Source organism: Corynebacterium sp. HMSC08C04 (assembly GCF_001807495.1).
Taxonomy (GTDB): Bacteria; Actinomycetota; Actinomycetes; order Mycobacteriales; family Mycobacteriaceae; genus Corynebacterium; species Corynebacterium simulans.
Genome location: NZ_KV789195.1, coordinates 25,390 through 45,908 on the forward strand (window position 1 = coordinate 25,390; position 20,519 = coordinate 45,908).

The 20,519-nt window shown below is 57.7% G+C and carries 23 protein-coding genes; 7 read left to right on the top strand and 16 right to left on the bottom strand.

Annotated features, from left to right (window positions below; all coding sequences use genetic code 11):
* Positions 1–31 precede the first annotated feature (31 nt).
* Positions 32–106 (top strand): 50S ribosomal protein bL37, encoded by a 75-nt coding sequence (locus tag HMPREF3169_RS13555; RefSeq protein WP_096030696.1) that lies wholly within the window; start codon positions 32–34, stop codon positions 104–106.
* 109 nt (positions 107–215) lie between these two features.
* On the opposite strand, the gene rsrA is transcribed toward HMPREF3169_RS13555, so the two are convergent.
* Together rsrA and HMPREF3169_RS01485 are read right to left on the bottom strand one after the other, a co-directional pair.
* Positions 216–488, bottom strand: coding sequence for a mycothiol system anti-sigma-R factor (gene rsrA / locus HMPREF3169_RS01480; protein WP_062035663.1), 273 nt, complete (start codon positions 486–488; stop codon positions 216–218).
* Positions 485–1,099, bottom strand: a complete 615-nt coding sequence (locus HMPREF3169_RS01485; protein WP_062035664.1) for a sigma-70 family RNA polymerase sigma factor — start codon at positions 1,097–1,099, stop codon at positions 485–487. Before HMPREF3169_RS01485 ends, rsrA begins: the two co-directional genes overlap by 4 nt.
* A 31-nt stretch (positions 1,100–1,130) precedes the next feature.
* Here HMPREF3169_RS01485 and ybaK point away from each other — a divergent pair, with 31 nt between their 5' ends.
* A complete protein-coding gene (gene ybaK / locus HMPREF3169_RS01490; protein WP_082787625.1) occupies positions 1,131–1,649 on the top strand; it encodes a Cys-tRNA(Pro) deacylase in 519 nt (172 codons plus the stop codon).
* Between the two features lie 17 nt (positions 1,650–1,666).
* On the opposite strand, the gene HMPREF3169_RS01495 is transcribed toward ybaK, so the two are convergent.
* Positions 1,667–2,356 (bottom strand): SOS response-associated peptidase, encoded by a 690-nt coding sequence (locus HMPREF3169_RS01495; RefSeq protein WP_061921021.1) that lies wholly within the window; start codon positions 2,354–2,356, stop codon positions 1,667–1,669.
* Between the two features lie 20 nt (positions 2,357–2,376).
* Between HMPREF3169_RS01495 and aroA the strand changes: the two genes are divergently transcribed.
* Complete coding sequence (gene aroA, locus HMPREF3169_RS01500; protein ID WP_235591008.1) at positions 2,377–3,645, top strand: 3-phosphoshikimate 1-carboxyvinyltransferase; 1,269 nt, start codon at positions 2,377–2,379, stop codon at positions 3,643–3,645.
* Entirely contained in the window at positions 3,638–4,657 is a 1,020-nt protein-coding gene (gene rsgA, locus HMPREF3169_RS01505; RefSeq protein WP_061921017.1) for a ribosome small subunit-dependent GTPase A, read from the top strand. The genes aroA and rsgA overlap by 8 nt, the downstream gene beginning before the upstream one ends.
* Here rsgA and HMPREF3169_RS01510 read toward each other — a convergent pair.
* Together HMPREF3169_RS01510 and HMPREF3169_RS01515 are read right to left on the bottom strand one after the other, a co-directional pair.
* Positions 4,654–5,169: a DUF6912 family protein gene (locus HMPREF3169_RS01510; protein WP_070432427.1), complete on the bottom strand. Its 516-nt coding sequence runs from the start codon at positions 5,167–5,169 to the stop codon at positions 4,654–4,656. The genes rsgA and HMPREF3169_RS01510 overlap by 4 nt on opposite strands.
* On the bottom strand, positions 5,170–5,580 hold the full coding sequence (locus tag HMPREF3169_RS01515; protein ID WP_061921014.1) for an HAD-IA family hydrolase: 411 nt from the start codon (positions 5,578–5,580) through the stop codon (positions 5,170–5,172). It abuts the gene before it with no gap.
* A gap of 182 nt (positions 5,581–5,762) precedes the next feature.
* Here HMPREF3169_RS01515 and HMPREF3169_RS01520 point away from each other — a divergent pair, with 182 nt between their 5' ends.
* Positions 5,763–6,170, top strand: a complete 408-nt coding sequence (locus HMPREF3169_RS01520; RefSeq protein WP_070455495.1) for a hypothetical protein — start codon at positions 5,763–5,765, stop codon at positions 6,168–6,170.
* Positions 6,171–6,212: 42 nt separating this feature from the next.
* Here HMPREF3169_RS01520 and HMPREF3169_RS01525 read toward each other — a convergent pair whose 3' ends face one another.
* The 9 genes from HMPREF3169_RS01525 to HMPREF3169_RS01565 all read right to left on the bottom strand — a co-directional run bounded on the left by HMPREF3169_RS01525 (position 6,213) and on the right by HMPREF3169_RS01565 (position 16,333).
* Complete coding sequence (locus tag HMPREF3169_RS01525) at positions 6,213–6,566, bottom strand: hypothetical protein (RefSeq protein WP_070432425.1); 354 nt, start codon at positions 6,564–6,566, stop codon at positions 6,213–6,215.
* Between the two features lie 125 nt (positions 6,567–6,691).
* Positions 6,692–9,250 carry a preprotein translocase subunit SecA gene (gene secA, locus HMPREF3169_RS01530; RefSeq protein ID WP_070432424.1) on the bottom strand — a complete coding sequence of 853 codons (2,559 nt, stop codon included), beginning with the start codon at positions 9,248–9,250 and terminating at the stop codon, positions 6,692–6,694.
* Positions 9,251–9,463: 213 nt separating this feature from the next.
* Positions 9,464–10,111 carry a ribosome hibernation-promoting factor, HPF/YfiA family gene (gene hpf / locus HMPREF3169_RS01535; protein ID WP_062035670.1) on the bottom strand — a complete coding sequence of 216 codons (648 nt, stop codon included), beginning with the start codon at positions 10,109–10,111 and terminating at the stop codon, positions 9,464–9,466.
* Positions 10,112–10,310: 199 nt separating this feature from the next.
* On the bottom strand, positions 10,311–11,009 hold the full coding sequence (locus tag HMPREF3169_RS01540; protein ID WP_246815578.1) for a ComF family protein: 699 nt from the start codon (positions 11,007–11,009) through the stop codon (positions 10,311–10,313).
* 126 nt (positions 11,010–11,135) lie between these two features.
* The gene (locus HMPREF3169_RS01545) at positions 11,136–12,878 is read right to left on the bottom strand and encodes an LpqB family beta-propeller domain-containing protein (RefSeq protein WP_061921004.1); all 1,743 of its coding nucleotides are present in this window, start codon (positions 12,876–12,878) and stop codon (positions 11,136–11,138) included.
* A complete protein-coding gene (gene mtrB / locus HMPREF3169_RS01550; protein ID WP_082778558.1) occupies positions 12,878–14,572 on the bottom strand; it encodes an MtrAB system histidine kinase MtrB in 1,695 nt (564 codons plus the stop codon). Before mtrB ends, HMPREF3169_RS01545 begins: the two co-directional genes overlap by 1 nt.
* A 93-nt stretch (positions 14,573–14,665) precedes the next feature.
* A complete protein-coding gene (gene mtrA, locus HMPREF3169_RS01555) occupies positions 14,666–15,358 on the bottom strand; it encodes an MtrAB system response regulator MtrA (protein WP_061921002.1) in 693 nt (230 codons plus the stop codon).
* A 4-nt stretch (positions 15,359–15,362) separates the two neighbouring features.
* Positions 15,363–15,977: a dTMP kinase gene (locus HMPREF3169_RS01560; RefSeq protein WP_061921000.1), complete on the bottom strand. Its 615-nt coding sequence runs from the start codon at positions 15,975–15,977 to the stop codon at positions 15,363–15,365.
* A 2-nt stretch (positions 15,978–15,979) separates the two neighbouring features.
* Positions 15,980–16,333: a DUF4259 domain-containing protein gene (locus tag HMPREF3169_RS01565; RefSeq protein ID WP_061920998.1), complete on the bottom strand. Its 354-nt coding sequence runs from the start codon at positions 16,331–16,333 to the stop codon at positions 15,980–15,982.
* 550 nt (positions 16,334–16,883) lie between these two features.
* On the opposite strand from HMPREF3169_RS01565, the gene HMPREF3169_RS01570 reads away from it, so the two are divergent.
* Both HMPREF3169_RS01570 and HMPREF3169_RS01575 read left to right on the top strand, forming a co-directional pair.
* Positions 16,884–17,699 carry a hypothetical protein gene (locus HMPREF3169_RS01570; RefSeq protein ID WP_061920996.1) on the top strand — a complete coding sequence of 272 codons (816 nt, stop codon included), beginning with the start codon at positions 16,884–16,886 and terminating at the stop codon, positions 17,697–17,699.
* Positions 17,700–17,777: 78 nt separating this feature from the next.
* On the top strand, positions 17,778–18,137 hold the full coding sequence (locus HMPREF3169_RS01575) for a hypothetical protein (protein ID WP_061920994.1): 360 nt from the start codon (positions 17,778–17,780) through the stop codon (positions 18,135–18,137).
* Here the strand turns inward: HMPREF3169_RS01575 and manA are convergent.
* Positions 18,121–19,368 carry a mannose-6-phosphate isomerase, class I gene (manA, locus tag HMPREF3169_RS01580; RefSeq protein WP_070432422.1) on the bottom strand — a complete coding sequence of 416 codons (1,248 nt, stop codon included), beginning with the start codon at positions 19,366–19,368 and terminating at the stop codon, positions 18,121–18,123. The two genes, HMPREF3169_RS01575 and manA, sit on opposite strands and share 17 nt — an antisense overlap.
* An 18-nt stretch (positions 19,369–19,386) precedes the next feature.
* Positions 19,387–20,421 carry an exopolyphosphatase gene (locus HMPREF3169_RS01585; protein ID WP_070432439.1) on the bottom strand — a complete coding sequence of 345 codons (1,035 nt, stop codon included), beginning with the start codon at positions 20,419–20,421 and terminating at the stop codon, positions 19,387–19,389.
* Positions 20,422–20,519: the final 98 nt, after the last annotated feature.

Sequence of the window (20,519 nt, forward strand, 5' to 3'; positions counted from 1 at the left end):
ATCCGCTCACCTATTAGCAAGGAGGCCGCCCATGTCTAAGCGTGGTCGTAAGCGCAAGGATCGCCGTAAGAAGAGTGCAAATCACGGCAAGCGTCCTAGCGCGTAAATAAGCAGCACGACAAAGGCTCGCTCTCCCTTCGTTGAAGGAAGGCGAGCCTTTTGCTGTATCTAAAATAGGCTGCTGAATCTACCTTTGGACTATCTACCTTTGAATTTTAGTTCCAGCGAACCTCGGTACGAGTTATTTCGATGGTGATGCGCTGACGCAGCGACTGTGGCGCTTTGGTGCCAGAACAACACTTGCGAACGAGCGCACGAACCACTTCTTCGCTTTCAAGCCGTGCTTGGCATTCGTCGCACTGGGCAATATGTTCACGGATTTCTAGCGCACGCGCATAGCTTGTGCGCTCATCCAATAGCTCGCAAAACAGTGCCTGGACCTCAGGAGAATTACATGCGCCGCAATTGTTTCCTGTAGCGTTGCTCATTGCTTCTCCTCCATGTCTGGGTGGTTGAGACCGATGCCTTCTTCTCTAGCCACGTCTTTCAACGCGCCACGAAGGAGTTTTCTTCCACGATGTAGCCGGCTCATGACCGTGCCAAGTGGAGTGTCCATAATTTCTGCGATTTCCTTGTACGCCAGGCCTACGACGTCGGCGTAATAGACAACCATGCGATAATCCTCCGGCAAATCATTCATAGCCTCGGAGATCGCGGAATCCGGCATCAACTTCAATGCTTCGACTTCGGCTGATTCCAGGCCTGTCGAATCATGGCCGGCAGTTGTATAGAGCTGAAAATCGCTCAAATCATCTGCTGAAGATTCCGCCGGGCGGCGCTTCGCCTTGCGATAGGAGTTGATGTAGGTATTGGTCATGATTCGGTAGAGCCAAGCTTTGAGGTTGGTGCCTTGCTTGAAGGAGCCAAAATTCTTATAAGCCTTCAGATAGGTCTCTTGAATCAGGTCTTCGGCGTCCTGCGGGTTGCGCGTAAGACGCATGGCTCCACCGTAGAGTTGGTCGAGTAAAGGCAGTGCTTGCTCCTCAAAGAGGCGCTGACTGTCCTTAGCGCTAGTAGTTTTTGTAGCCACGTATCCCATCCTAATGGGTTGGCATGACGCGGCTACTAAAATGCGGCTTATGTCCAAGTCCAAGAAAACTCCGCATGCCGCTACCCCAGCTTTAAAGCTCTTGGAAGAAGCGGGAATCCCACATAAGGTGGCAATCTTCGAGGGCGGTACGGATCATTTCGGTGACACTGCCGCAGCGGAACTAGGCATCGATGCTGATCGCGTATTCAAGACTCTGGTGGTCGATCTCACCGCGGGCAAAGGCGCCAAGCGGGAATTAGCGGTTTGCGTGTTGCCAGTCTCACACAAGCTCAGCCTAAAGAAGGCGGCCGCGGCATTCGGTGCGGCGAAGGCGACGATGGCTGATCCTCAAGATGCCTCGAAATCCTCCGGCTATATTCCAGGCGGAATCTCTCCGCTAGGCCAAAAGCACGTTCTTCCCACCGCAATTGATGAAACGGCTGTCCTCTTCGACACCATCTTTTTCTCCGGCGGGCGCCGTGGCCTCGACATCGAAATGAATGCGGAGGACTTAGCCAAGGTTCTCGATATCACTTTCACCGACCTGGTAGCGCAGTAGTTGGCGCAGCAATCGTTCTAGAACAGCCCTTCCGGGGGTTGTTCTGCAATAAGCTCGGCATAATCGTTATGCACGTTGCCCACGGCTGGATCCGCGGGCCGCGCTTGAAAACCGGTGACGGTGCTTGGCTCGAGCAAAGGCTCGCCTGCCAGCCATGGCCCGATTTCCTCCTGCCGCAGGAACTTAGGCAGGCGGCCGTGCAGCCACGCCATTTCTTCGGTGGCTTCGGTGGTAATCATCGTGGCTGAAAGCCTGTCTTGGCCCGAGGACCACAGCCCGGCAGCAAAGAGCATGCCCTCTGGGCCGGTGACGTAATAGGGCGTCTTCTTGCCCTTGCCCTTGGCCTTGGTTCCACCGCCTGGGCTTGAAACGTCAGCTTTCCATTCGTAGTAGCCATCCAACGGAATGATGCAGCGATTGCGTGCGAAAGCCTCGCGGAACGAAGGCTTAGTCGCCACGGTTTCGGCACACGCGTTAAAAAGCGGCGGACCGTTTAGGTCCTTCTTCCAATGTGGGATAAGACCCCAGCGTGCTGGCTCCACACGTGCTACGGATTCCTGTACACGCACCACGGCAATCGGCTGTGTCGGGGCGATGTTATAACGCGCCGGCGGCAGCCCTTGTGGGGCGTGGACCTCCTCAATACCTGGCCAGTCGCCAACCGCGGCGAGTAAAGACTCGCTGAACAAAACAAATCTTCCGCACATGAACTTATATTATGGACTACATGTCTTTGTATTGGTCAGCCCCGCGTGCCACCGGCCCACTGGATTGGGAACAACCCATTCCAGGGTCGAAGTCGATCACTAACCGCGCCTATATTCTGGCAGCGTTGGCTGACTCTCCATCTATCCTGCGCAATCCGTTGCAGTCACGCGATACGCGTCTTATGGAGGCAGCGCTTGAGTCCATGGGCGTTGCCTTCCGCCACGAAGGCAACGACGTCCACGTCAATCCGGGCCCGCTGCACGGCGCCACCGTCGAGTGCGGTCTCGCAGGAACGGTCATGCGCTTTGTCCCACCCGTCGCAGCACTAGCCAATGGCCCTGTCCGCATCGACGGTGACCCGCAAGCACGCAAGCGCCCAATGGGCACGATGCTTTCCGCACTGCGCAGCCTCGGCGTTGAGGTCGAGGGCGAGGGCCTGCCCTTTGCCATCTCGTCCACGTCAGTTCCAGTAGGCGGCGCAGTGACTATCGACGCCTCCGGTTCCTCCCAGTTCGTCTCCGGACTCTTGCTTTCGGGCGCGCGCTTTGGGGAAGGCATCACCGTCACTCACGAAGGCGGCCCGCTTCCTTCCCTGCCGCATATCGAGATGACCTGTGCAATGCTGCGCCAAGCCGGCGTCGAAGTCGAAGAAAGTAACAATACCTGGCGCGTTAGCCCCGGCCCCATCGCCGGCGGGGAATGGAACATCGAGCCCGATCTCTCCAACGCCACTCCGTTCATGGCCGCAGCGGCGGTTGCTGGCGGCCGCGTAACCATCCCGCAGTGGCCACAGCACACGACCCAGCCGGGCGCTGAGATGTGCGAGATCCTGCAAGCCATGGGCGCCCACGTGGAACAAACAGAAGATTCCGTCACCGTCATCGGTGCCGCGGACGGCAACCTGCATGGCATCGAAAAGCACATGGGCGATATCGGCGAGCTCACGCCTACCGTCGCTGCCCTGTGTGCGCTTGCTTCCTCGCCCTCGCGTCTTAACGGCATCGCTCACCTGCGCGGCCACGAAACAGACCGTCTGACAGCGCTCGCAACCGAAATCAACGCCCTAGGTGGCAAGGTCACGGAGCTTTCCGACGGCCTCTATATCGAACCGGCGCAGCTCCGCGGCGGGAAGTGGCATTCCTACGCGGACCACCGCATGGCAACCGCCGGCGCCATCATCGGGCTGCGCGTTAAAGGCGTGGAAGTAGAAGACGTCAACACCACTGCGAAAACACTTCCTGGCTTTGCAGGAATGTGGGAAGAAATGCTGGAGGCCGCCCGTGGCTAGAAGTACACGCTCATACGACGAATCCGACGTACGTATCCGCCCCGGTAAGGGCTCGCGTCCGCGTACCAAGGATCGCCCCAAGCACAAGGACGCCAAGTTCGGCATGGTGGTGACCAAAGACCGCGGCCGCTGGGGCGTGACGCTCGACGAGGGACCGCAGGTCGTCGCCATGCGTGCACGCGAGATGGGCCGCACCCCGGTCGAGGTCGGTGACCGAGTCGGCGTCGTCGGTGATACCAGCGGGCGCAAGGACACCCTCGCACGCATCGTCAAGCTTGCGGAGCGCACTTCTGTTTTGCGCCGCACTGCCGACGATACGGATCCTTATGAGCGCATCGTCGTCGCCAACGCCGACCGCATGCTCATCGTCACCGCAGTGGCGGATCCTCCCCCACGCTCCGGCTTTGTAGAGCGCGCACTCATCGCCGCCTTCGTCGGCAACGTGCACCCAGTGCTCTGTCTGACCAAGACCGATCTCACCGACCCCACACCTTTTGCTGCCGAATTCGCAGATCTTGACGTCACCGTAGTCGAAGCAGGCGTCGATGATTCCTTGGACCAAGTGCGTGATGTGATAAATGGCCACGTCACAGCCCTCATCGGGCACTCCGGCGTGGGTAAATCCACGCTCGTTAATCGCTTGGTTCCCGACGCTAAGCGCGAGACCGGTGAGGTCTCCGCCGTGGGCAAGGGACGCCATACCTCCACGCAATCCGTCGCTCTTCCGCTGCCAGAAGAGCTTTGTGCAGACGGCGGCTGGATTATCGATACCCCAGGCATCCGTTCCTTTGGCCTAGCGCATGTCGACGCCGATACAGTCCTCGGTGTCTTTGAAGATCTAGCCGCGGCAACAGAATATTGCCCGCGCGGCTGCACGCACGTCGGCCCCCCAGCCGATCCAGAATGCGGGCTGGATCTGAAAATTCCCGAAGGCTCAGCCTCCGCCCGCCGTCGTGACGCGGTGCGCAAGCTGCTCGAAGCGCTGCGCACCAACGTCGATTGGGAAAATTAGAGCAGCTCCACCAAGAAGGGCAGCTCAGATGGGTCGTAGAACGCCATAAAGTTATCCAGGGCGTCTCCTACGGCCAGCTCCGCGTCTTCGTCACCAAGATCGGCGTTATCGATGACCTCGATGGCCTTCGCGGTAGCTTCCTCAGACTCTTCCACGTCCACGTGGATAGCCTGCAGGTTTTCCTCCGTAATGACTGCAGGATTCAGCTTGACTACCGGATCACCCATGTCAGGCTGGGGAGTTAACACAGACTCGTCAACGTCCACCGAAATAACTACGCGACGATGCGGGAAATTCTCCTCGTCGCCAATGGCGAGCAGGCGAAGGGATGCCATCGAAGCCTCCAAGAATGCGGAGTAGGCAATCTCTTCTTCATCCCCCTCGGTGTAGAACTCGCGCAGCGCAGGGGTCACGGTAAAGCCCCAGCCGGAGCGTGCGGCCAACTGGCCGGTCTCCTTAAGCTCGCTGAGCATAGCGAAGGTCGCCGGCAGATAAACGCGCGCCTTAGCCACTTAGAACTCACCCTCGATGTCGAATACAGCCTGGACCTCGACGCTGGTGCGGTCGAAGACGGTATACAGCATGCCGAGCATTCCGAAATCAACGGCAGCACGCACGTTGAGAATAGAGTCATCGACCATGACGCAGTCATTGATCGGCAGCTCGATGGCATCCGCCGCAGCCTGGAAGGCAGCCAGCTCAGGCTTTTCTGCCCCAATTTCGCCGGAAAGGATGACCGCATCAACGATGCCGCGGTATTCCCACTCGCGGATATGCTCTGCGCCTGGGCCACCTGGATCATTAGACAGGATGGCGGTCGCTACGCCGTTAGCCTTGGCTGCAGCGAACAGGGAACGCCAGCGCTTGACGTCTTCCTCGGTGCCGTCCAAGACACCAACGAAATCTACGATAAGACCGCGCATTTAAACTTCCTTAATACTAAAAGAGCGGGTGTGCTTTTAACGGACGAAAGTATATCTAAAAATAAAAAATATCGCGCCCACCCCTTTCAGCATTCTCACAGGAGCCAGCGCTTTCCGACGCCACGTGGCACAATGGTGGGTGCGTTCGCCTCCTGTATGACCTGCAGGAAGGCTCACTTAAGTTGTATTCACCTATCCCTGGTTTTAGCCACCTCAAGCTCTATACCGCGCCCGATCGAGTGCGCTATGAGAGAAAGCCCACGGAAGAAGACCTTTCCGCCCGCAAGGAAATCCTCGACCTTGTCGTCTTCGCACTGGAGGTTACGGGCGGGCTGCGCCCACTGCATCATCTAGCGGGCAACAAGTACAACCGCGATATCAAAGTGCATTTGCGCGCTTGGGCGCTTAATCATCGGCCCCACGATAGGCCGCTGCGCGCACAGCTGCGAAGCCTGCACGCCCGCGCTAACGGTGAGTTCTTTGGCTCGGCCGATATTGGCGGCAAACGCCATGGTTTTACCGGGTCCTTCAAGCACAATCGGCTAGAAGAGTTCCGCTTGCTCTCCCTTGGCCACAACCTGAATATCTAGGCTCAAGGGGCAGGGCTCGCACCAAGTACTTAGGGCCAAATATTAAAGCGACCCCAGGCGCAGCAGGATGTCGGTCCAATCCACCGAGGTCCATGCGCCGACGCCGAGGCCAATCACAGAGGCGATGCCGCCAAAGAGCATGCCAATCTGGCCGAAGGCAGGGCGCTCTTCGGGGGTCTTACTGGGTTTTCCATCTGCAATGCGTTCTACGCATTCTGCGACCGTGAGGTTCTCGGTTTCGGCAGCAGAAAAGTAATCTTCCATGCCTGCAGCGACAACAGCCTCATGGCAGGAACGCGGTTCCTGTTCAACCTCGCCGTAGGCTTGCGCGGTTCCGCTCAGGAGCGTGGCAGACAAAAATGCCGAAAATCCCAGGCTGAGTGAACGACTGCGCACGGAGTTACCCTTCTTAGAAAAAGAAAATCTATTGTTGGCTTCCTTCTAGAGTATAGGAAACTGGCATAAAACTTAAAGCGCCTGACCAATTTCTTGGCCAGACGCTTCAAATGAGCTTATATCCGCTAAGCCTCGGTGGTTTCAGGGGAAGCTGCCTGGGCTTCCTGCTGCGCCTTGAACTGCTTGCGGAGCATGAACAGCTGGCGGACGGTCTCTTCCTTGACGCCCTCGTTCATGGCGTTGAACATCTCGCCGCCTTCCTTCTGGTACTCCACCAGCGGATCGCGCTGTGCCATCGCACGCAAGCCGATGCCTTCCTTCAGGTAGTCCATCTCGTAGAGGTGTTCACGCCACTTCTGGTCGATGATAGGCAGGATGACCATGCGTTCGGTGTTGCGCATCTGGGACTCGCCGCCGATAGCGCTAACGGACTCTTCGAGTTCGTCGTACTCGTGGTTAGCATCGCTTAGCAATGCATCGCGCAGCTGCTCTGCACTTAGCTCGCCGACAGAACCGTACTCGGTGCCCTCCACCAAGGACTCGTGGCTCATAGTCGGGCCATAGAGAGACTCCAAAGCATTCCACAGCTCGTCCAAGTCCCAGTCCTCGACGTAGCCGGTGGCAGTAGCGCCGGCAACATAAGCCGACACGGTGTCATCGATCATGTCGCGGATGTTGTCCTTGATGTCACCAGAGTCCAAGATGTCGTGGCGGGTAGCGTAGACAACCTTGCGCTGCTCGTTGAGCACTTCGTCATACTTCAGAACGTTTTTACGCATTTCGAAGTTCTGATTCTCCACCTGTGCCTGGGCGCCCTTGATGGAGTTGGACACCATCTTCGCCTCGATCGGGACATCGTCAGGCACGTTCAGGCGGTTCATCATGTTCTCCATGGACTGACCCACGAAGCGAACCATCAGCTCATCACGCATCGAAAGGTAGAAGCGGGTCTCACCTGGATCGCCCTGACGGCCGGAACGGCCACGCAGCTGATTGTCGATACGGCGAGATTCGTGGCGCTCGGTGCCCAGGACATAAAGGCCTCCTGCTTCACGGACCTCGTCACCCAGGCGCTTGGAACGCTCACGCTCCTCGTCAATCTCAGCGTCCCATGCCTCCTGGTAACGCTCTTCATCCTCGAAAGGATCGAGGCCGCGCTCACGCAGTTTCTCGTCCAGGATGACCTCGGGGTTGCCACCCAGCACGATATCGGTACCACGGCCTGCCATGTTGGTAGCAACGGTTACGGTGCCAGGGCGACCGGCGCGGGCGACAATCTGGCCCTCTTCCTCGTGGTGCTTCGCGTTCAGGACGGAGTGCTTGACGCCACGCTTGGTCAAAAGCTGGGACAGGTACTCGGAGCGCTCAACGGAGGTGGTACCAACCAGGACCGGCTGGCCGGCCTCGACGTGCTCAGCAATGTCATCGACGACTGCGGCGAACTTTGCTTCCTGCGTCTTGTAGATGCGGTCAGCCTGGTCAACACGCTGGTTCGGCTTGTTCGTCGGAATCGGCACAACATCGAGACCATAAATGGAATGCAGCTCGGCAGCCTCGGTCTCTGCGGTACCGGTCATGCCGGAAATCTTCTCGTACAGGCGGAAGTAGTTCTGCAGAGTAACGGTCGCCAGAGTCTGGTTCTCGTTCTTGATCTCCACGTTTTCCTTGGCCTCAATGGCCTGGTGCATGCCCTCGTTGTAGCGACGGCCTGCCAGCACGCGGCCGGTGAAAGAGTCAACGATCATGACCTCACCGTTACGCACGATGTAGTCCTTATCGCGCGCAAACAGTTCCTTCGCCTTCAGCGCGTTGTTCAGGTAAGACACGAGCTGCGAGTGCTCTGGGGCATAGAGGTTGTCGATGCCCAGCTGGTCTTCCACGAATTCCACGCCATCCTCAAGCACGCCGATGGTGCGCTTCTTGTGGTCTACCTCGTAGTGGATACCCTCGCGCATCTTCGGCGCAATCTGGGAGAAAACGTTGTAGAACTGGGAGGATCCGTCCACTGGGCCGGAGATGATAAGCGGGGTACGGGCTTCGTCGATAAGAATGGAGTCAACCTCATCGACGATGCAGAAGTTATGGCCGCGCTGGACGACGTCGTCAAGCGTGCGGACCATGTTATCGCGCAAATAGTCAAAGCCCAGCTCGTTGTTGGTGCCGTAGGTGATATCGCAGCCGTAGGCTTCCTTGCGCTGTGCAGGGCGCATCTCGGAAAGAATGACGCCAACGCTAAGGCCCAGCCAGCGGTGCACACGACCCATCATCTCGGCGTCACGCTTTGCCAAGTAATCGTTGACGGTAACGATGTGCACGCCCTTGCCCTCAAGCGCATTGAGGTAAGCCGGCAGCAGCGAGGTCAGGGTCTTGCCCTCACCGGTGCGCATCTCGGCAACGTTGCCGAAGTGCAGCGCCGCGCCACCCATGATCTGCACCTTGTAGTGCTTCTGATCGAGCACGCGCCAAGCGGCTTCACGGACGGTGGCAAAAGCCTCGAGAAGAATGTCATTCATCTCTTCGCCGGCCCCCAGGCGGTCCTTGAATTCCTGGGTCTTTGCCTTTAGTTCTGCATCAGATAGCGCAGCGTACTCCGCATCGAGAGCAATAACGTCATCAGCCATCTTTGCTAGGCGCTTGACGGTGCGTCCTTCGCCTGCGCGCAGCAGCTTGGAGAGTCCAAACACTTCTAGATAGTCCTTCTTGTCGCGACAAAATAGTTAACTTCTCGTCATTGTACCCACTGGGTAGTTAACGCTTGATTCCGACCACCTTATGAAACCCTGAACGTTTGCGGTGCGTCAGCAAAACTTTAGCCCCTCCTCCGCGGTGCATAGGCCCCGACAATCAGGGACTTAAGCGAACGCGGCGGAAGGGCAAAATCTTAAAAAGAGTTGGGTTTACTCCTCAGTTGCGTCCTCCGACAGGGAGATGATGCCGTAGTCGAAAGCATGACGACGGTAGACCACAGATGGCTTGTTGTTTTCTTCGTTAATGAAGAGATAGAAGTCGTGGCCCACGAGCTCCATCTCGCTCAAAGCATCATCGACGCTCATCGGGGTAGCCGGGTGCTCCTTGGAGCGGACGATCTGGCCGGGGCGAACATCCTCGACGGTTTCTGCATAGGGATCGATGTAGCGCTCTTCCTTCGCGCGCTCGTGCTCTGCAGCAGCAACGATCTCAGCAGCCAGCTCGCCGGTACCCTTCTGCGCGCGGTGACCGGACTTCACGTTCTCACGGCGGACCTTGACCTTACGCAGGGAACGCTCCATCTTTGCCAGAGCGGTTTCCAGTGCTGCGTAGAAGGAATCTTCCTTTGCTTCAGCGCGAGCGATGTGGCCCTTACCCGTTGCGGTGATCTGGATGCGATCAGACTCTGCTTCACGACGCGGGTTCGGCTCGTGCTGGAGCTCCACGTGGAAGAAAGTCAGAGTCGGGTCAAGGCGTTCAATCTTGGCCAGCTTTTCGGTGACGCGCTCTTGGAAGTGGTCTGGCACCTCGACGTTACGACCGGTGATGGTGACCTGAGCGTTGGTGGGCTGGGACATTGAATTGCCTCCCTTATCTCGTGGGGACTGAATGACTGCACATTCCGCAGGTGAAAGGCCCTTTCCGATGCGACTTTCCAAAATAGAAACCGGATGGTTTGGGACACTTTATCTGCTTCCCTGTGACACTCTTCATGGTAGCACTGGTCATAACCAAGGGGACCAATAGGGCCGGAATTACCCCTGCAACCAACCGAATCTAAGCTTCTGCCAGTACGATTGCCCCATCAGGGACTCCCCCGCTGCCCCGCAGACGGCTGGCGCTGGCCACCAAAGTTGCGCCGGTGGTTACCACGTCGTCGACAAGCAGCAATCGTCGTCCTACGATCCGGCTTGCAGCAGGCCTGACCTGCACCGCTGCGCGCATATTGTCCCAGCGTTGAGTTGCAGAAAGCTCGGATTGATCAGCCGCTGACTCCCGAACTTCCAATGCCTCGCATACGCTTACCCGCGGCAAGGTCTTGGCCACCTGCATGCAAATCTGCGCTACTGGGTCGCCACCGCGTGCTCGCGCCGAAGAACGCCGCGTGGGGGCTGGCACCAGCACTAATTCCTCCGGAATCTCGCCGCGCGCCCGCAAATGCTCAATGCCTGCGGCATAAACTGCTGCCACATGGCTGCGCACTTTGCGGTTACCCCGCTCCTTCATGGCCACGATGAGGTTTCGCCGCACGTCCGAATAGGGCCCGAGCGCCCATACCGGCATCCCCAATGGGACTGGCCTAGCAATCTGTTGCGGCAGCGCCCGCAAATGCAGCTGGCAACGCGCACATAGATGTGCTGCAGCCTCTAGCTCTCCCCCGCATCCGGCACACTGATGCGGAACAACTATTTCGAACAAGGCCGCCGCACGCTGTGCCAAAACGCGCGAATCCCAATGCTTACCTACTAGTGCCACCTATCTCTTCTCCCCCGAGCACTCGGCTTATTTTCGCCCCATGTTTGCCTCACGCATGCTTGTCTCACGATTGCCTGAAGCCACCCCAGCTTTAGGCGCAGACGTCACAACTTGTATAAGGCGCTTTTACTTGGCAACGATAGGTGAAGAACGCTGACCCTGCAGGCCGGCAACCTCGCGCCAGAAGGTGTTGTCGGTGTTTTCGGCAGGTAGCTCCAGCAATGCGTGAGAGTCGGTGATGTAAAGCTTCGTTGGAGAAGCTGCAACTGCCACCACCGGCGCGGTCACATTACCCGTTGCCAAAGTCGTTGCAGAAGAGCCATCCTGTTCGATGCGCCATACCGGCGAGTTCACGCTATCTGTGCCCACCATCAATCCGCCGTCGCTCATCCAATCCAGCGAAAGCGCGGTATTTTGTATCTCTTGACCCACGCGATGCGCATTAACGATTGAGTACTTACGGTTTTTGCCGCGCACGACGACGCCGACGTAGACGTTGCCCTCAATAATCATCGCAACGCGTGCTCCGGTAGCCGAGAGGCGAATAACAGAAATCTCGCCCTGAATACTATCCAGGCTAGAGGAGTCGACCTCAGATTGATGCAGTTCGCCCTTCGCCGAGCGGGATACGCGAACAATTTTCTTGCCATCAACAACAGTCCAAATGCTCTGGCCGTTTGCCTCAAAGGTCGGGCGCGCCAGTGTCTTAGACTTCAGGTCATCCTCCAGCTTTACGCCTAGCTCTCCCATGCTCAATTGATATTCATCGGAGGACTTCTTACGTATTGCGGCTACGATTCCTTCCTTGGAGATATCCGCAGACTGAACATCTGAGCCCCTGCCCAGGACGCTGTTGGCTGGCTCCACCTGGTCACCTGCGACTTCAAACAAGGCTCCGTTGTTGACGGCGAAAAGCTGGGCGTCAGAGCTGACCAGATTTCCAGGGTTGAATTCGGCAAAATCATCGACGGTCATCACGTCCAAGCCATCAACGAGAGGGCTACCATCCGCCGTAGCTTTAACGGTGGTAGATACACCAGCGTTGTTTAACGTCCACGTCAGCGCCGCGGCAAAGCGGAAACGCTCGTCCTTGCTCATCGAGCTCAACCCGCCGAAGTTGTAGGTGCCGTTTTCATAACCTAAGAACGTCGCCGAAGTTGGCGTTAGATCTGTAGTCGCCGGACGCAGATCAGTATTGGGGCCTTCCAGCAACAAGGTGACAATTTCGCTATCGATGGATTGCTGGCCGGTGTAGATCCAGCGCCTATCCGAAACGAGCGATTCGCCCGACTGCCCCAAGAAATAAAGCGAAATTGGCCGGTAATTATTACGCAAGTCGTTGCGTTCAATGACCAACTTGGGCGGAAAATCTTGGATACGCCACTGCCCGTCCACCTTCTGCATTTGCACGGTGGCTGAATAATCGCGTTCACTCGGGGTATAAGCACCGTTAGGGCTCAAGGTACCGATATGTTTTCCACTGACTTCGAAGGTTTTATGGTCCAGGCCATTATCCGTGGTCAAGATGTCGATAGAGTCGACCACATCCACGGCTTCTTTCGGCGTCCATTGCTCTTGGGCGTCCGGTGTTAGGAAGTTGCGGGTGGATTGATAGTCATTGGCAGGCTTCCCGGAGGCCTTATAGAATTCACGCAGTACCAAGTCTGCATCCGCGTCCTGCTTCGGGGACATGATTTCCACTTGCGGATCGGCTTGCGGTGCAAAAGTGGCGATGACCTCGGGCGCAGTGTTATTCGGCAGCGTCGAGCAGCCGGCAGCCGAAAACAAGAGAAAGCCACTAGACAGCGCTAGACATTGCCGCGCCTGCTTTTTCCAGCGCGTAGCCCTAGACGAGTTGGGATTATTCATCACCGCTCCTTCTCGTCGTCTTGTACACCCTTATCCGGGTGCGCTGCCTCGCTTTCGGCGACGCTACCAGAGCGATCACCGCTGGATTCAGGGCCAGGTTCCGGGGCGTCGTCAAGCACCGCGGACTCCAGCTCCACGAACTCACGAGCACGGCGCTCCGAAGGCCAGATGATGCCGACATCTTCTTGCTCCATTACCTCTGCCGCTTCCAGTTCCGGCTGCGGGGCATTGGGGACCTCAAGGGCAATCGGCTGCTCTTCGATGGCCGTGTTCGGCGAGCGCGGAACGATGAGGCGGAAGCGCGAACCGACGCCGATATAACCGATGGCATCGAGCGTACCGCCGTGCAAGACCGCATCCTCGCGGGCGATGGCCAAGCCCAAACCGGTACCCCCTGAATGGCGCTTACGCGAAGCATCTGCACGCCAGAAACGGTTGAATACGAGCTCTTCTTGACCGTCCTTCAGACCCACGCCAGAGTCGGTCACCGCGATGCCCACCGCTTGGTCATTGGCCTGCAAATCGACGACCACGGGATTTCCCTCAGAGTGGTCGATAGCGTTGGCCAAAAGATTACGCAAGATGCGCTCAATGCGGCGCGAATCTGCTTCGATAGTGACGGGCTCATCCGGCATATTAACCTGCACGTCGACGTTTAATTCCTCTGCCAGGTGCTGGACCTGTGCCAGCGCAGAGTCAACACAGGAGCGGGCGTCGAATGAGGCCGTGGAAAGGTCAGCCACGCCCGCATCATGGCGCGAGATCTCCAGCAGGTCGGCGAGCAATTCCTCGAAGCGATCAAGCTCGCGAATCATCAGCGCTGATGCGCGGCGAGTATGCGGCTCAAGGGAATCCGGATCAGCAGCGATGAGGTCCGCCGCCATGCGTACCGTGGTCAACGGAGTGCGCAGCTCATGGGAGACGTCTGAAGTAAATTGGCGCTGGAGATCGCCATATTCCTCAAGCTGGTTAATCTGCTTTGAAAGCTTGTCAGCCATGTCGTTGAAAGAGCCCGCCAGACGGCCCATTTCATCGTCAGAGTTGACCACCATACGCTCGCGCAAGTGGCCTGCCGCGAGGCGTTGCGCAATGCGAGATGCGGAACGAATGGGAACGATAACCTGCTGCGTTGCCAGCCAAGCGATGCCGACCAGCAACACGACAACCACCACGCCGGCTGCCGAAAGCAAACCGCGCATGAGCGCCATTGTGGCTTCCTCAGACTCCATCGACAGCACCAGGTAAACCTGGGCGTTTGGAATATCGGAATCGATTGGGGTGCCAATAATCAAGGCATTATAAGGATCGCCGCCGGGGTGATCCACGCTGGTGTATTGCTGCGCCACCTGGCCGTTAGACACCAAGTCCCGTAATTCATTGGGCAGGCGAAAGCCCTCAGGAGAAGTAGTAAGAGAGTTATCGTCGTTTTCTACGGCGATAACAGCTTCATAGGCTTCTTGGTGTTCGTTGTGATCAGCCGATAGCTGGCCAAGGGAAGAACGTGCGGAATTGATGCGCACTTGGTTCGAGTTGGCGCTGCCAGTGGCATCGATTTGCTGCTCCACGGTGGTACGCGCGCGATCGAGCTCCTGGCGGGCTGCATCTTCTTTTTGGCTGACCAAACGCTGCGTCAGCACCGAGACAAGCGCGTACGCCAACAAGAGCATGACCACCGTGGATGCCACGAGGATCATGCCGATGACCCTTGTCTGCAGCGATGTGCGCCACTTATCTACAACGCCATCCTGCAGACGCTTAAACCAATCAAAAATAGCTGCGGGTCCTCTTTATTCGCCGGCGCCAGTCTTGCCGGTCTTATAGCCAACGCCGCGGACGGTCAGGACGATCTGCGGGTCTTCCGGATCGTGCTCGATCTTGGCGCGCAAACGCTGCACGTGCACATTGACGAGACGGGTATCAGAAGCGTGGCGGTAGCCCCAGACGGATTCCAGTAGCGCTTCACGGGTGTGCACCTGGCCAGGCTTGCGTGCCATCTCGAGAAGTAAGTCGAATTCCAGTGGGGTAAGTGAAAGCTCCTCGCCGTCGACGCGCTTGACGGTATGTTCTGGGACGTCGATGACTAGGTCGCCGACCTCGATGAGCTCGCTGGAGGAAGAGTCGGTGCGGCGCAGGCGCGCACGAATGCGGGCAACCAGCTCCTTCGGCTTGAAGGGCTTGGTGATGTAATCATCAGCGCCAGATTCCAAGCCAAGCACTACGTCGACAGTGTCCGTCTTCGCGGTGAGCATAACGATAGGAACTGCCGATTCCGAGCGGATGGCGCGGCAAATATCAACGCCATTCATGCCCGGCAGCATGAGGTCAAGCAGGATGAGCTCTGGCTCGTGTTCGTGGAAAGCAGGAACTGCTTCATTGCCGTCAGTAACAGCGATGGGCTCGAAGCCTTCGGCCTCAAGAACGATGGTCAACATTTCCGAGATGGCTGGATCATCGTCAACGACCAGAATCTTCGGCGCCATTTTCCTACTCCTCTACGAGTTCCTTGACAGATTGCACAATCATATCGGTATCAGCGGTGGCGATCCAGCGTCCGCCCCACGCACGTTCCGCTAATCGACGATACGCCGCCGCAGTGTTCGTCTGGAGATCACTGTCTTTTTCATATCGGTCACGGGCACGGCCGGCGTCCTCGGCTGCGCGCGCCTCGGCGCGGGCTGCGGCGAGCTCGACGTCGGTGTCGAGAAAGATCTGCAGGCTGGGCTTAGGCAGCCCCAAACGCGAAAACTCAAGATCGTAGACCCAGTCTACGACCTCATCGGTACCCAAGCGCGCGGCCGAGTAGGCGGCGTTTGAGGCCACGTAACGGTCCAAAATCAGCAGGTCTTTGCCCTCTTGCGCTTCCAACAGGCAGTCTTTTGCGCCAAACCTGTCAAGAGCAAAGAGGGTGGCCATGGCATAGGCGGAATCCGTTAAGTCACCCATCCGGCCGTAGAGAGCCTCTTGGGCCAGCTGCGCGTGCACGGATTCTTCATAGCGCGGAAAGCCCAAGACATCGACTTCTACAGAAAGCTCGCCTTTAATCCTGTTTACGAGCGTGTTCTTGCCCGCACCGTCAATTCCTTCGATGCTAACCAGCATTATTAGGACAAAGCCTCAATGAATGCTTCGAGGTCATAATCTTCTTCCACGCCCTCCAGCAATTCCAGAGCCTGCTCGTTGAGCTCTTCGCTGCCGGAGCCGGCAAGCCCACGGATAAACGGATAGGAAGAAACAATTTCACCGGCGCTAAACGGCGCACCGGCCCAGATGGCGGCGATGGTAGCGGCCGCTAGTGCATTGCGCTGTTCCTCTTCAGAAACGGAATTGTCATTCGTAGCCAAGGCACAAGCATCAGATACAGACTCAACGATGTCCTCGTCATCAAGGTTGGCGAGTTCATCCAGGAAATCAACGTTGACGTCATCTGCAAAGATGTCTTCGTCCCAAGTGCTCATTGCGCTCTCCTTTGATATAACGCGAAAGTTCTACTGCTGGTGGCCTCCACCGCGGGCAGACAGTTGATGAAGGGGAGAAATCTTCCCGCGATGTTTACTTCTATATCTAGCCGCTGCCGCTGCTTTTGTCAGTGCGTTGCCACAGTCAATTTATACGTTAAAAACCACAGAGAGAATCAACACACTTTAGGCTGAGCGCGGAAACAGAGGTCAATCGCCAATTCAGTCCAGACGGACAAGCACCTTGGGCCGTGTAGGACGCAGAACTTCCCCGGCTGCGCACTGCGAAGCGGAAGCCGAACTAGCTAAACCAAATTCCGAAACACTCTTTCAAGGAAACTTCCGCCTACATGGCGATACGTAAGATGCCTATTCCACTAAATACTCTTACATGGTATGGTCGTTACCGAGTTGTTACACATATCAGTTTCCAGCCCGCATCCCCGCTGGTCGGAAGCTATTTCTTTGAAGTCCATTATTGTAACGGTTAGAACTAAGCCATTCCCCTTAGAACCCTCCATAGGTGGCTTGAGAAGGAAAGGAGCGTACGATGAAGCCCGATGCACGTCGCGTGTATGTCTTTATCGCCCTCGGTCTCCTTTTCGCGTTGTTCGTAGGCTACGGTGTCTGGCGTGTTTCCACGCCTGACACCGTGGCGTCGCACAGCACCAGCGAGTCTGTAACTCAGGTTGGCGAAACCGAGTCGCAAAGCAAGCGCACCTCGCAAACTCCCACCACGAGCAGCCGCCCCCACTCCAAGCACAGCAGCAAGAGCCACAAAGACAGCTCTTCCCGCAAGCGCGCCGTGGCACTCAAGAATGACCCATTCTTGGCCCCAAACGCTTTTACCGGCAGCACCTCTAACACTGGCCCCACGTCGGTTTACCGCCCGGAGAACCTCTCCTCCCAGTCCCACGCCACCGCGCAACAGAATGCCAACAGCACCTACGCAACGGGCTACCCACAGGAGCCTTCTAACAGCGCCTCCGGCACTGCTGCACCAACCACTTCTACGCAGGCAACTGCGCAACAGCCAACCAGCCAAGCTTCTGCACCAAACAACACGCAGCCAAGCCTGACTGAAACCGTCCGTCCAAAGCCCGGGGATTCCGACTCCGGCCAGCCCACGGCGGCTCAGCCCGTCGAGCCTTCTCCTTCGGGCGAAGCCACCCCAGGCAAGATGAACGGCACGGAAGTTCCTGCTACCGATACAGCGCCAACTTTTGGAGGCAGCGGCGATACCGTTGATGCCCCGCAGCCAAGCTCCGAGCCGACCTATGCAGATACTTTTAAGGAGCCGACTGCTGTTGATGTCGAGGACACCAACATGACCGAAGCCGTCGATATCTCCGATCCAACCGGCTAGGCTCCTACCCCAACGGAAGCGCCGACCACCGGCGCGACTACGGCCGCAGGTCAGGCAACTAACCTCGCTGAGGCCCCAGTGCAACTGCTCGATGGTCAAGCGGTAACCAATTTGCGCACTCCCGCGGTTTCGGTTGCCACAATTGTCGATTTTCTGGAAGGCCCTGGCAACGCTTCATCCACGGCGAACGAGCCGCTGCGCGTTGTCATCTTCGTCGCACTGGGTTCGCACACTCCGGACGCACGCGAGCTTAGCGGCGAACTGGTGGGCGCTTCTACGGTTATCGTCGAAGATTTAGATGCCACGTTCGTCGAAGGCGGCGACGTCATTCAGGCAGAGGCCGAGGGGTTTATTGAGCGCAAGGATGTAGTTTCCATGGCGGAGATAATTCGCGGTGACGTTACAGGTCTCCTAGCAGGCCCTAGACACGAGCGATAAAGAGCTGGCTCGCCTCGCCCGCTGCAACCCGCGCCACTACGGTCTCCTCTGCTGCTGGCAGCCATGCCGCCTGCCCCGGCTGCAGCTTGAGCTCTTGGCCTTCGGTGTCACGCAGCTCCACTTCCCCACCGGTGCACAGCGCAATGGCCGGACCATCGAAGTTCAGCTCAACGGTATCGTCTGCGCAGAGCTCTACGCGGTCCAAGATGAATTCATCGATCGGCACCGGATAGGCCCAAGCCTTAGCGCCGTGCAGGGTTTCTTCTACGCTCTTCTCTTTTTGCTGCACGCGCGGATCATCCACGCTTTCATAAGTGAGGACCTTGACCAATTCCGGAACATCCACGAACTTCGGGGTCAGGCCGCCGCGCAGGACGTTGTCGGAGTTCGCCATGATCTCCACGCCAAGGCCCGAGACATAAGCGTGCAGCGCGCCGGCGTTGAGGTACACAGCCTCGCCGGGCTGCAAGACCACGTGGTTGAGCAAAAGCGCTCCCAAGACACCGATGTCACCTGGGTATTGCTCGTTCAGGCTGATGACTGTGCGCATATCGCGTGCCATCCACGCCGCAGCCGAATCCGCTGGTTCTGCTTCAAGGCGCGCGATCAGCTTTTCACCAGCCTCGACGATTGCTGCGATGAGTTCCTTACGCTTTGTAGCCGGGATAGTGATCCAAGTGGTAAACAGCGCGCGCAAGTTTTCCGACTCCGCGGCGGCCTCCGGCAGGAGCATGTTCAGGTAGTGCTCGAGCTCAGGGCATTCCAAAGCCTTCAGCAGCTCCAGCGTGCGCTCGAGGGGCCGAAAGCCAGCCATGGCGTAGAACTCAGTGAGTGCCACTATGAGCTCCGGCTTGTGGTTGTCATCCTTGTAGTTGCGGTTCGTGGCGCTTACCTCGATACCCTGCTCATTTTCGCGGGCAAAACCCTCTTCCGCCTGCGCCTTAGAGGGGTGCGCCTGCAAAGACAGCGGCTCTGCGGCGGCCAATATCTTCAACAAGAAAGGCAGGCGCTTGCCATAGTCTTGCTGCACGCGCTTGCCCAACTGCTCCGCCGGAGCGGCTGCAATAACCTCGTCGAGGCGCTGGCCATCAACGGTTGAAGGGGCCCCCGGATGCGCGCCGAACCAGAGCTCGGCTACCGGGGTATCGCTCGCGGGATCACCTTTGAGCTCAGGAATCATGGTCCGTGAGCCCCAGGAGTAGTTGCGGGTTGCGCTGTTGAGCAGCTGCATATGTATTGCTTCCTTCTTTTAAGAAATCTCGTAGGCGGTCGCGGCATAACTGCGCGTAATGAACTGAAGAGCGCGCGCCAATTCCCCTAAGGCGGGTTCAGGATCATTGCTCGATTCAGCGATTGAATGGGGAAGGTTCGCCTCTTCCTCTCCCCACAAAACAATTTTCAATGGTACCAAAGCATTTTCTTCTGGCGGGTCTATCTGCGGGTCAAAGAATATGTCACGCACCGCTGTTCCACCTCTTTGCTGTGCGCGCTCCAAAATATGTGGCAACGCCTCAGGGTCAGCAAAAGTACCGCCCAGACCATGCGCAGCCCAAACCGCGGCGGCCATGCGGGCAACCAGGGCATTGATAAATACTCCGGAACGCTCCTCTGACCAGGAATATGGGTCGACGCCGCAGGAATGAATAACCCTCGCGCCCTCCACAAATTCCCGCAGCTCGCGGCCGGGGTTAGTTGCGGAATCATGCTCTGGGCTAAGCGCCTCCAGCTCGCGGTCCACTGCGTCGGCGGCTTCCTCCAACCTGCGGGCTACGAGCTCTCCTTCTTCTTCGAGGACCGCAGCCACCGCATACAGCGCGGCGATGAACCGAGCCGGCGAGGCTCCCTCCGCCGTGGGCAAAGTGGGTGCCACAAAGGTGGACTCGGGAGCGTCCTCCACGAGCGGACCGCGCGAGGGCCCGACCAGTACAGTAGCGGCTCCCCTTTTATCCGCAGCAATAAGTGCACGGGAGGCCCAGTCACACTCCGCACGCTCACCTACCACCACGACGACATCCAAGGCACCAACAAAGTGCGGGAGTGATTCCGCCACCACCAACGGAATGCGCGCTGGCTCGGCCAGCCCTACCGCTGTATAGGCAGCCGCGCGGGCTATCTGATCAGTAGGCAAAATGACCAGGCAGCGCGGTTTAGCCCCGCCCAAAAGGCCGGCCAGCTGCGAGATAGCACCGCCTAAGACCCTGATTTGGGCTCCTTCATGAGCGACGTCGAAATAACGCACTGTTTCTGGGTCATAAGCTGCGCCATCATAGTAAGCACTATCCATGCCGCCGAGCATAGTCTGGCCCTCGGACACGCAGTAGTGCTAATTAGAACTTCCCCAGCCAATTATGAATAAAACCCCAGGTATATAATCCCTTTTTG

Excerpts from the sequence above, each read along its gene's own strand:
- ybaK (WP_082787625.1), top strand. The coding sequence starts at position 1,131 with ATGCGGCTTATGTCCAAGTCCAAGAAAACTCCGCATGCCGCTACCCCA.
- hpf (WP_062035670.1), bottom strand. The coding sequence starts at position 10,111 with ATGTCCCAGCCCACCAACGCTCAGGTCACCATCACCGGTCGTAACGTC.
- HMPREF3169_RS01565 (WP_061920998.1), bottom strand. The coding sequence starts at position 16,333 with ATGAGCACTTGGGACGAAGACATCTTTGCAGATGACGTCAACGTTGAT.
- HMPREF3169_RS01585 (WP_070432439.1), bottom strand. The coding sequence starts at position 20,421 with ATGGATAGTGCTTACTATGATGGCGCAGCTTATGACCCAGAAACAGTG.
- HMPREF3169_RS01515 (WP_061921014.1), bottom strand. The coding sequence starts at position 5,580 with ATGCGCGGTCTTATCGTAGATTTCGTTGGTGTCTTGGACGGCACCGAG.
- HMPREF3169_RS01545 (WP_061921004.1), bottom strand. The coding sequence starts at position 12,878 with ATGAATAATCCCAACTCGTCTAGGGCTACGCGCTGGAAAAAGCAGGCG.
- HMPREF3169_RS01485 (WP_062035664.1), bottom strand. The coding sequence starts at position 1,099 with ATGGGATACGTGGCTACAAAAACTACTAGCGCTAAGGACAGTCAGCGC.
- aroA (WP_235591008.1), top strand. The coding sequence starts at position 2,377 with ATGTCTTTGTATTGGTCAGCCCCGCGTGCCACCGGCCCACTGGATTGG.
- HMPREF3169_RS01495 (WP_061921021.1), bottom strand. The coding sequence starts at position 2,356 with ATGTGCGGAAGATTTGTTTTGTTCAGCGAGTCTTTACTCGCCGCGGTT.
- manA (WP_070432422.1), bottom strand. The coding sequence starts at position 19,368 with ATGCAGCTGCTCAACAGCGCAACCCGCAACTACTCCTGGGGCTCACGG.
- HMPREF3169_RS01570 (WP_061920996.1), top strand. The coding sequence starts at position 16,884 with ATGAAGCCCGATGCACGTCGCGTGTATGTCTTTATCGCCCTCGGTCTC.
- rsrA (WP_062035663.1), bottom strand. The coding sequence starts at position 488 with ATGAGCAACGCTACAGGAAACAATTGCGGCGCATGTAATTCTCCTGAG.
- mtrA (WP_061921002.1), bottom strand. The coding sequence starts at position 15,358 with ATGGCGCCGAAGATTCTGGTCGTTGACGATGATCCAGCCATCTCGGAA.
- HMPREF3169_RS01560 (WP_061921000.1), bottom strand. The coding sequence starts at position 15,977 with ATGCTGGTTAGCATCGAAGGAATTGACGGTGCGGGCAAGAACACGCTC.
- mtrB (WP_082778558.1), bottom strand. The coding sequence starts at position 14,572 with ATGATCCTCGTGGCATCCACGGTGGTCATGCTCTTGTTGGCGTACGCG.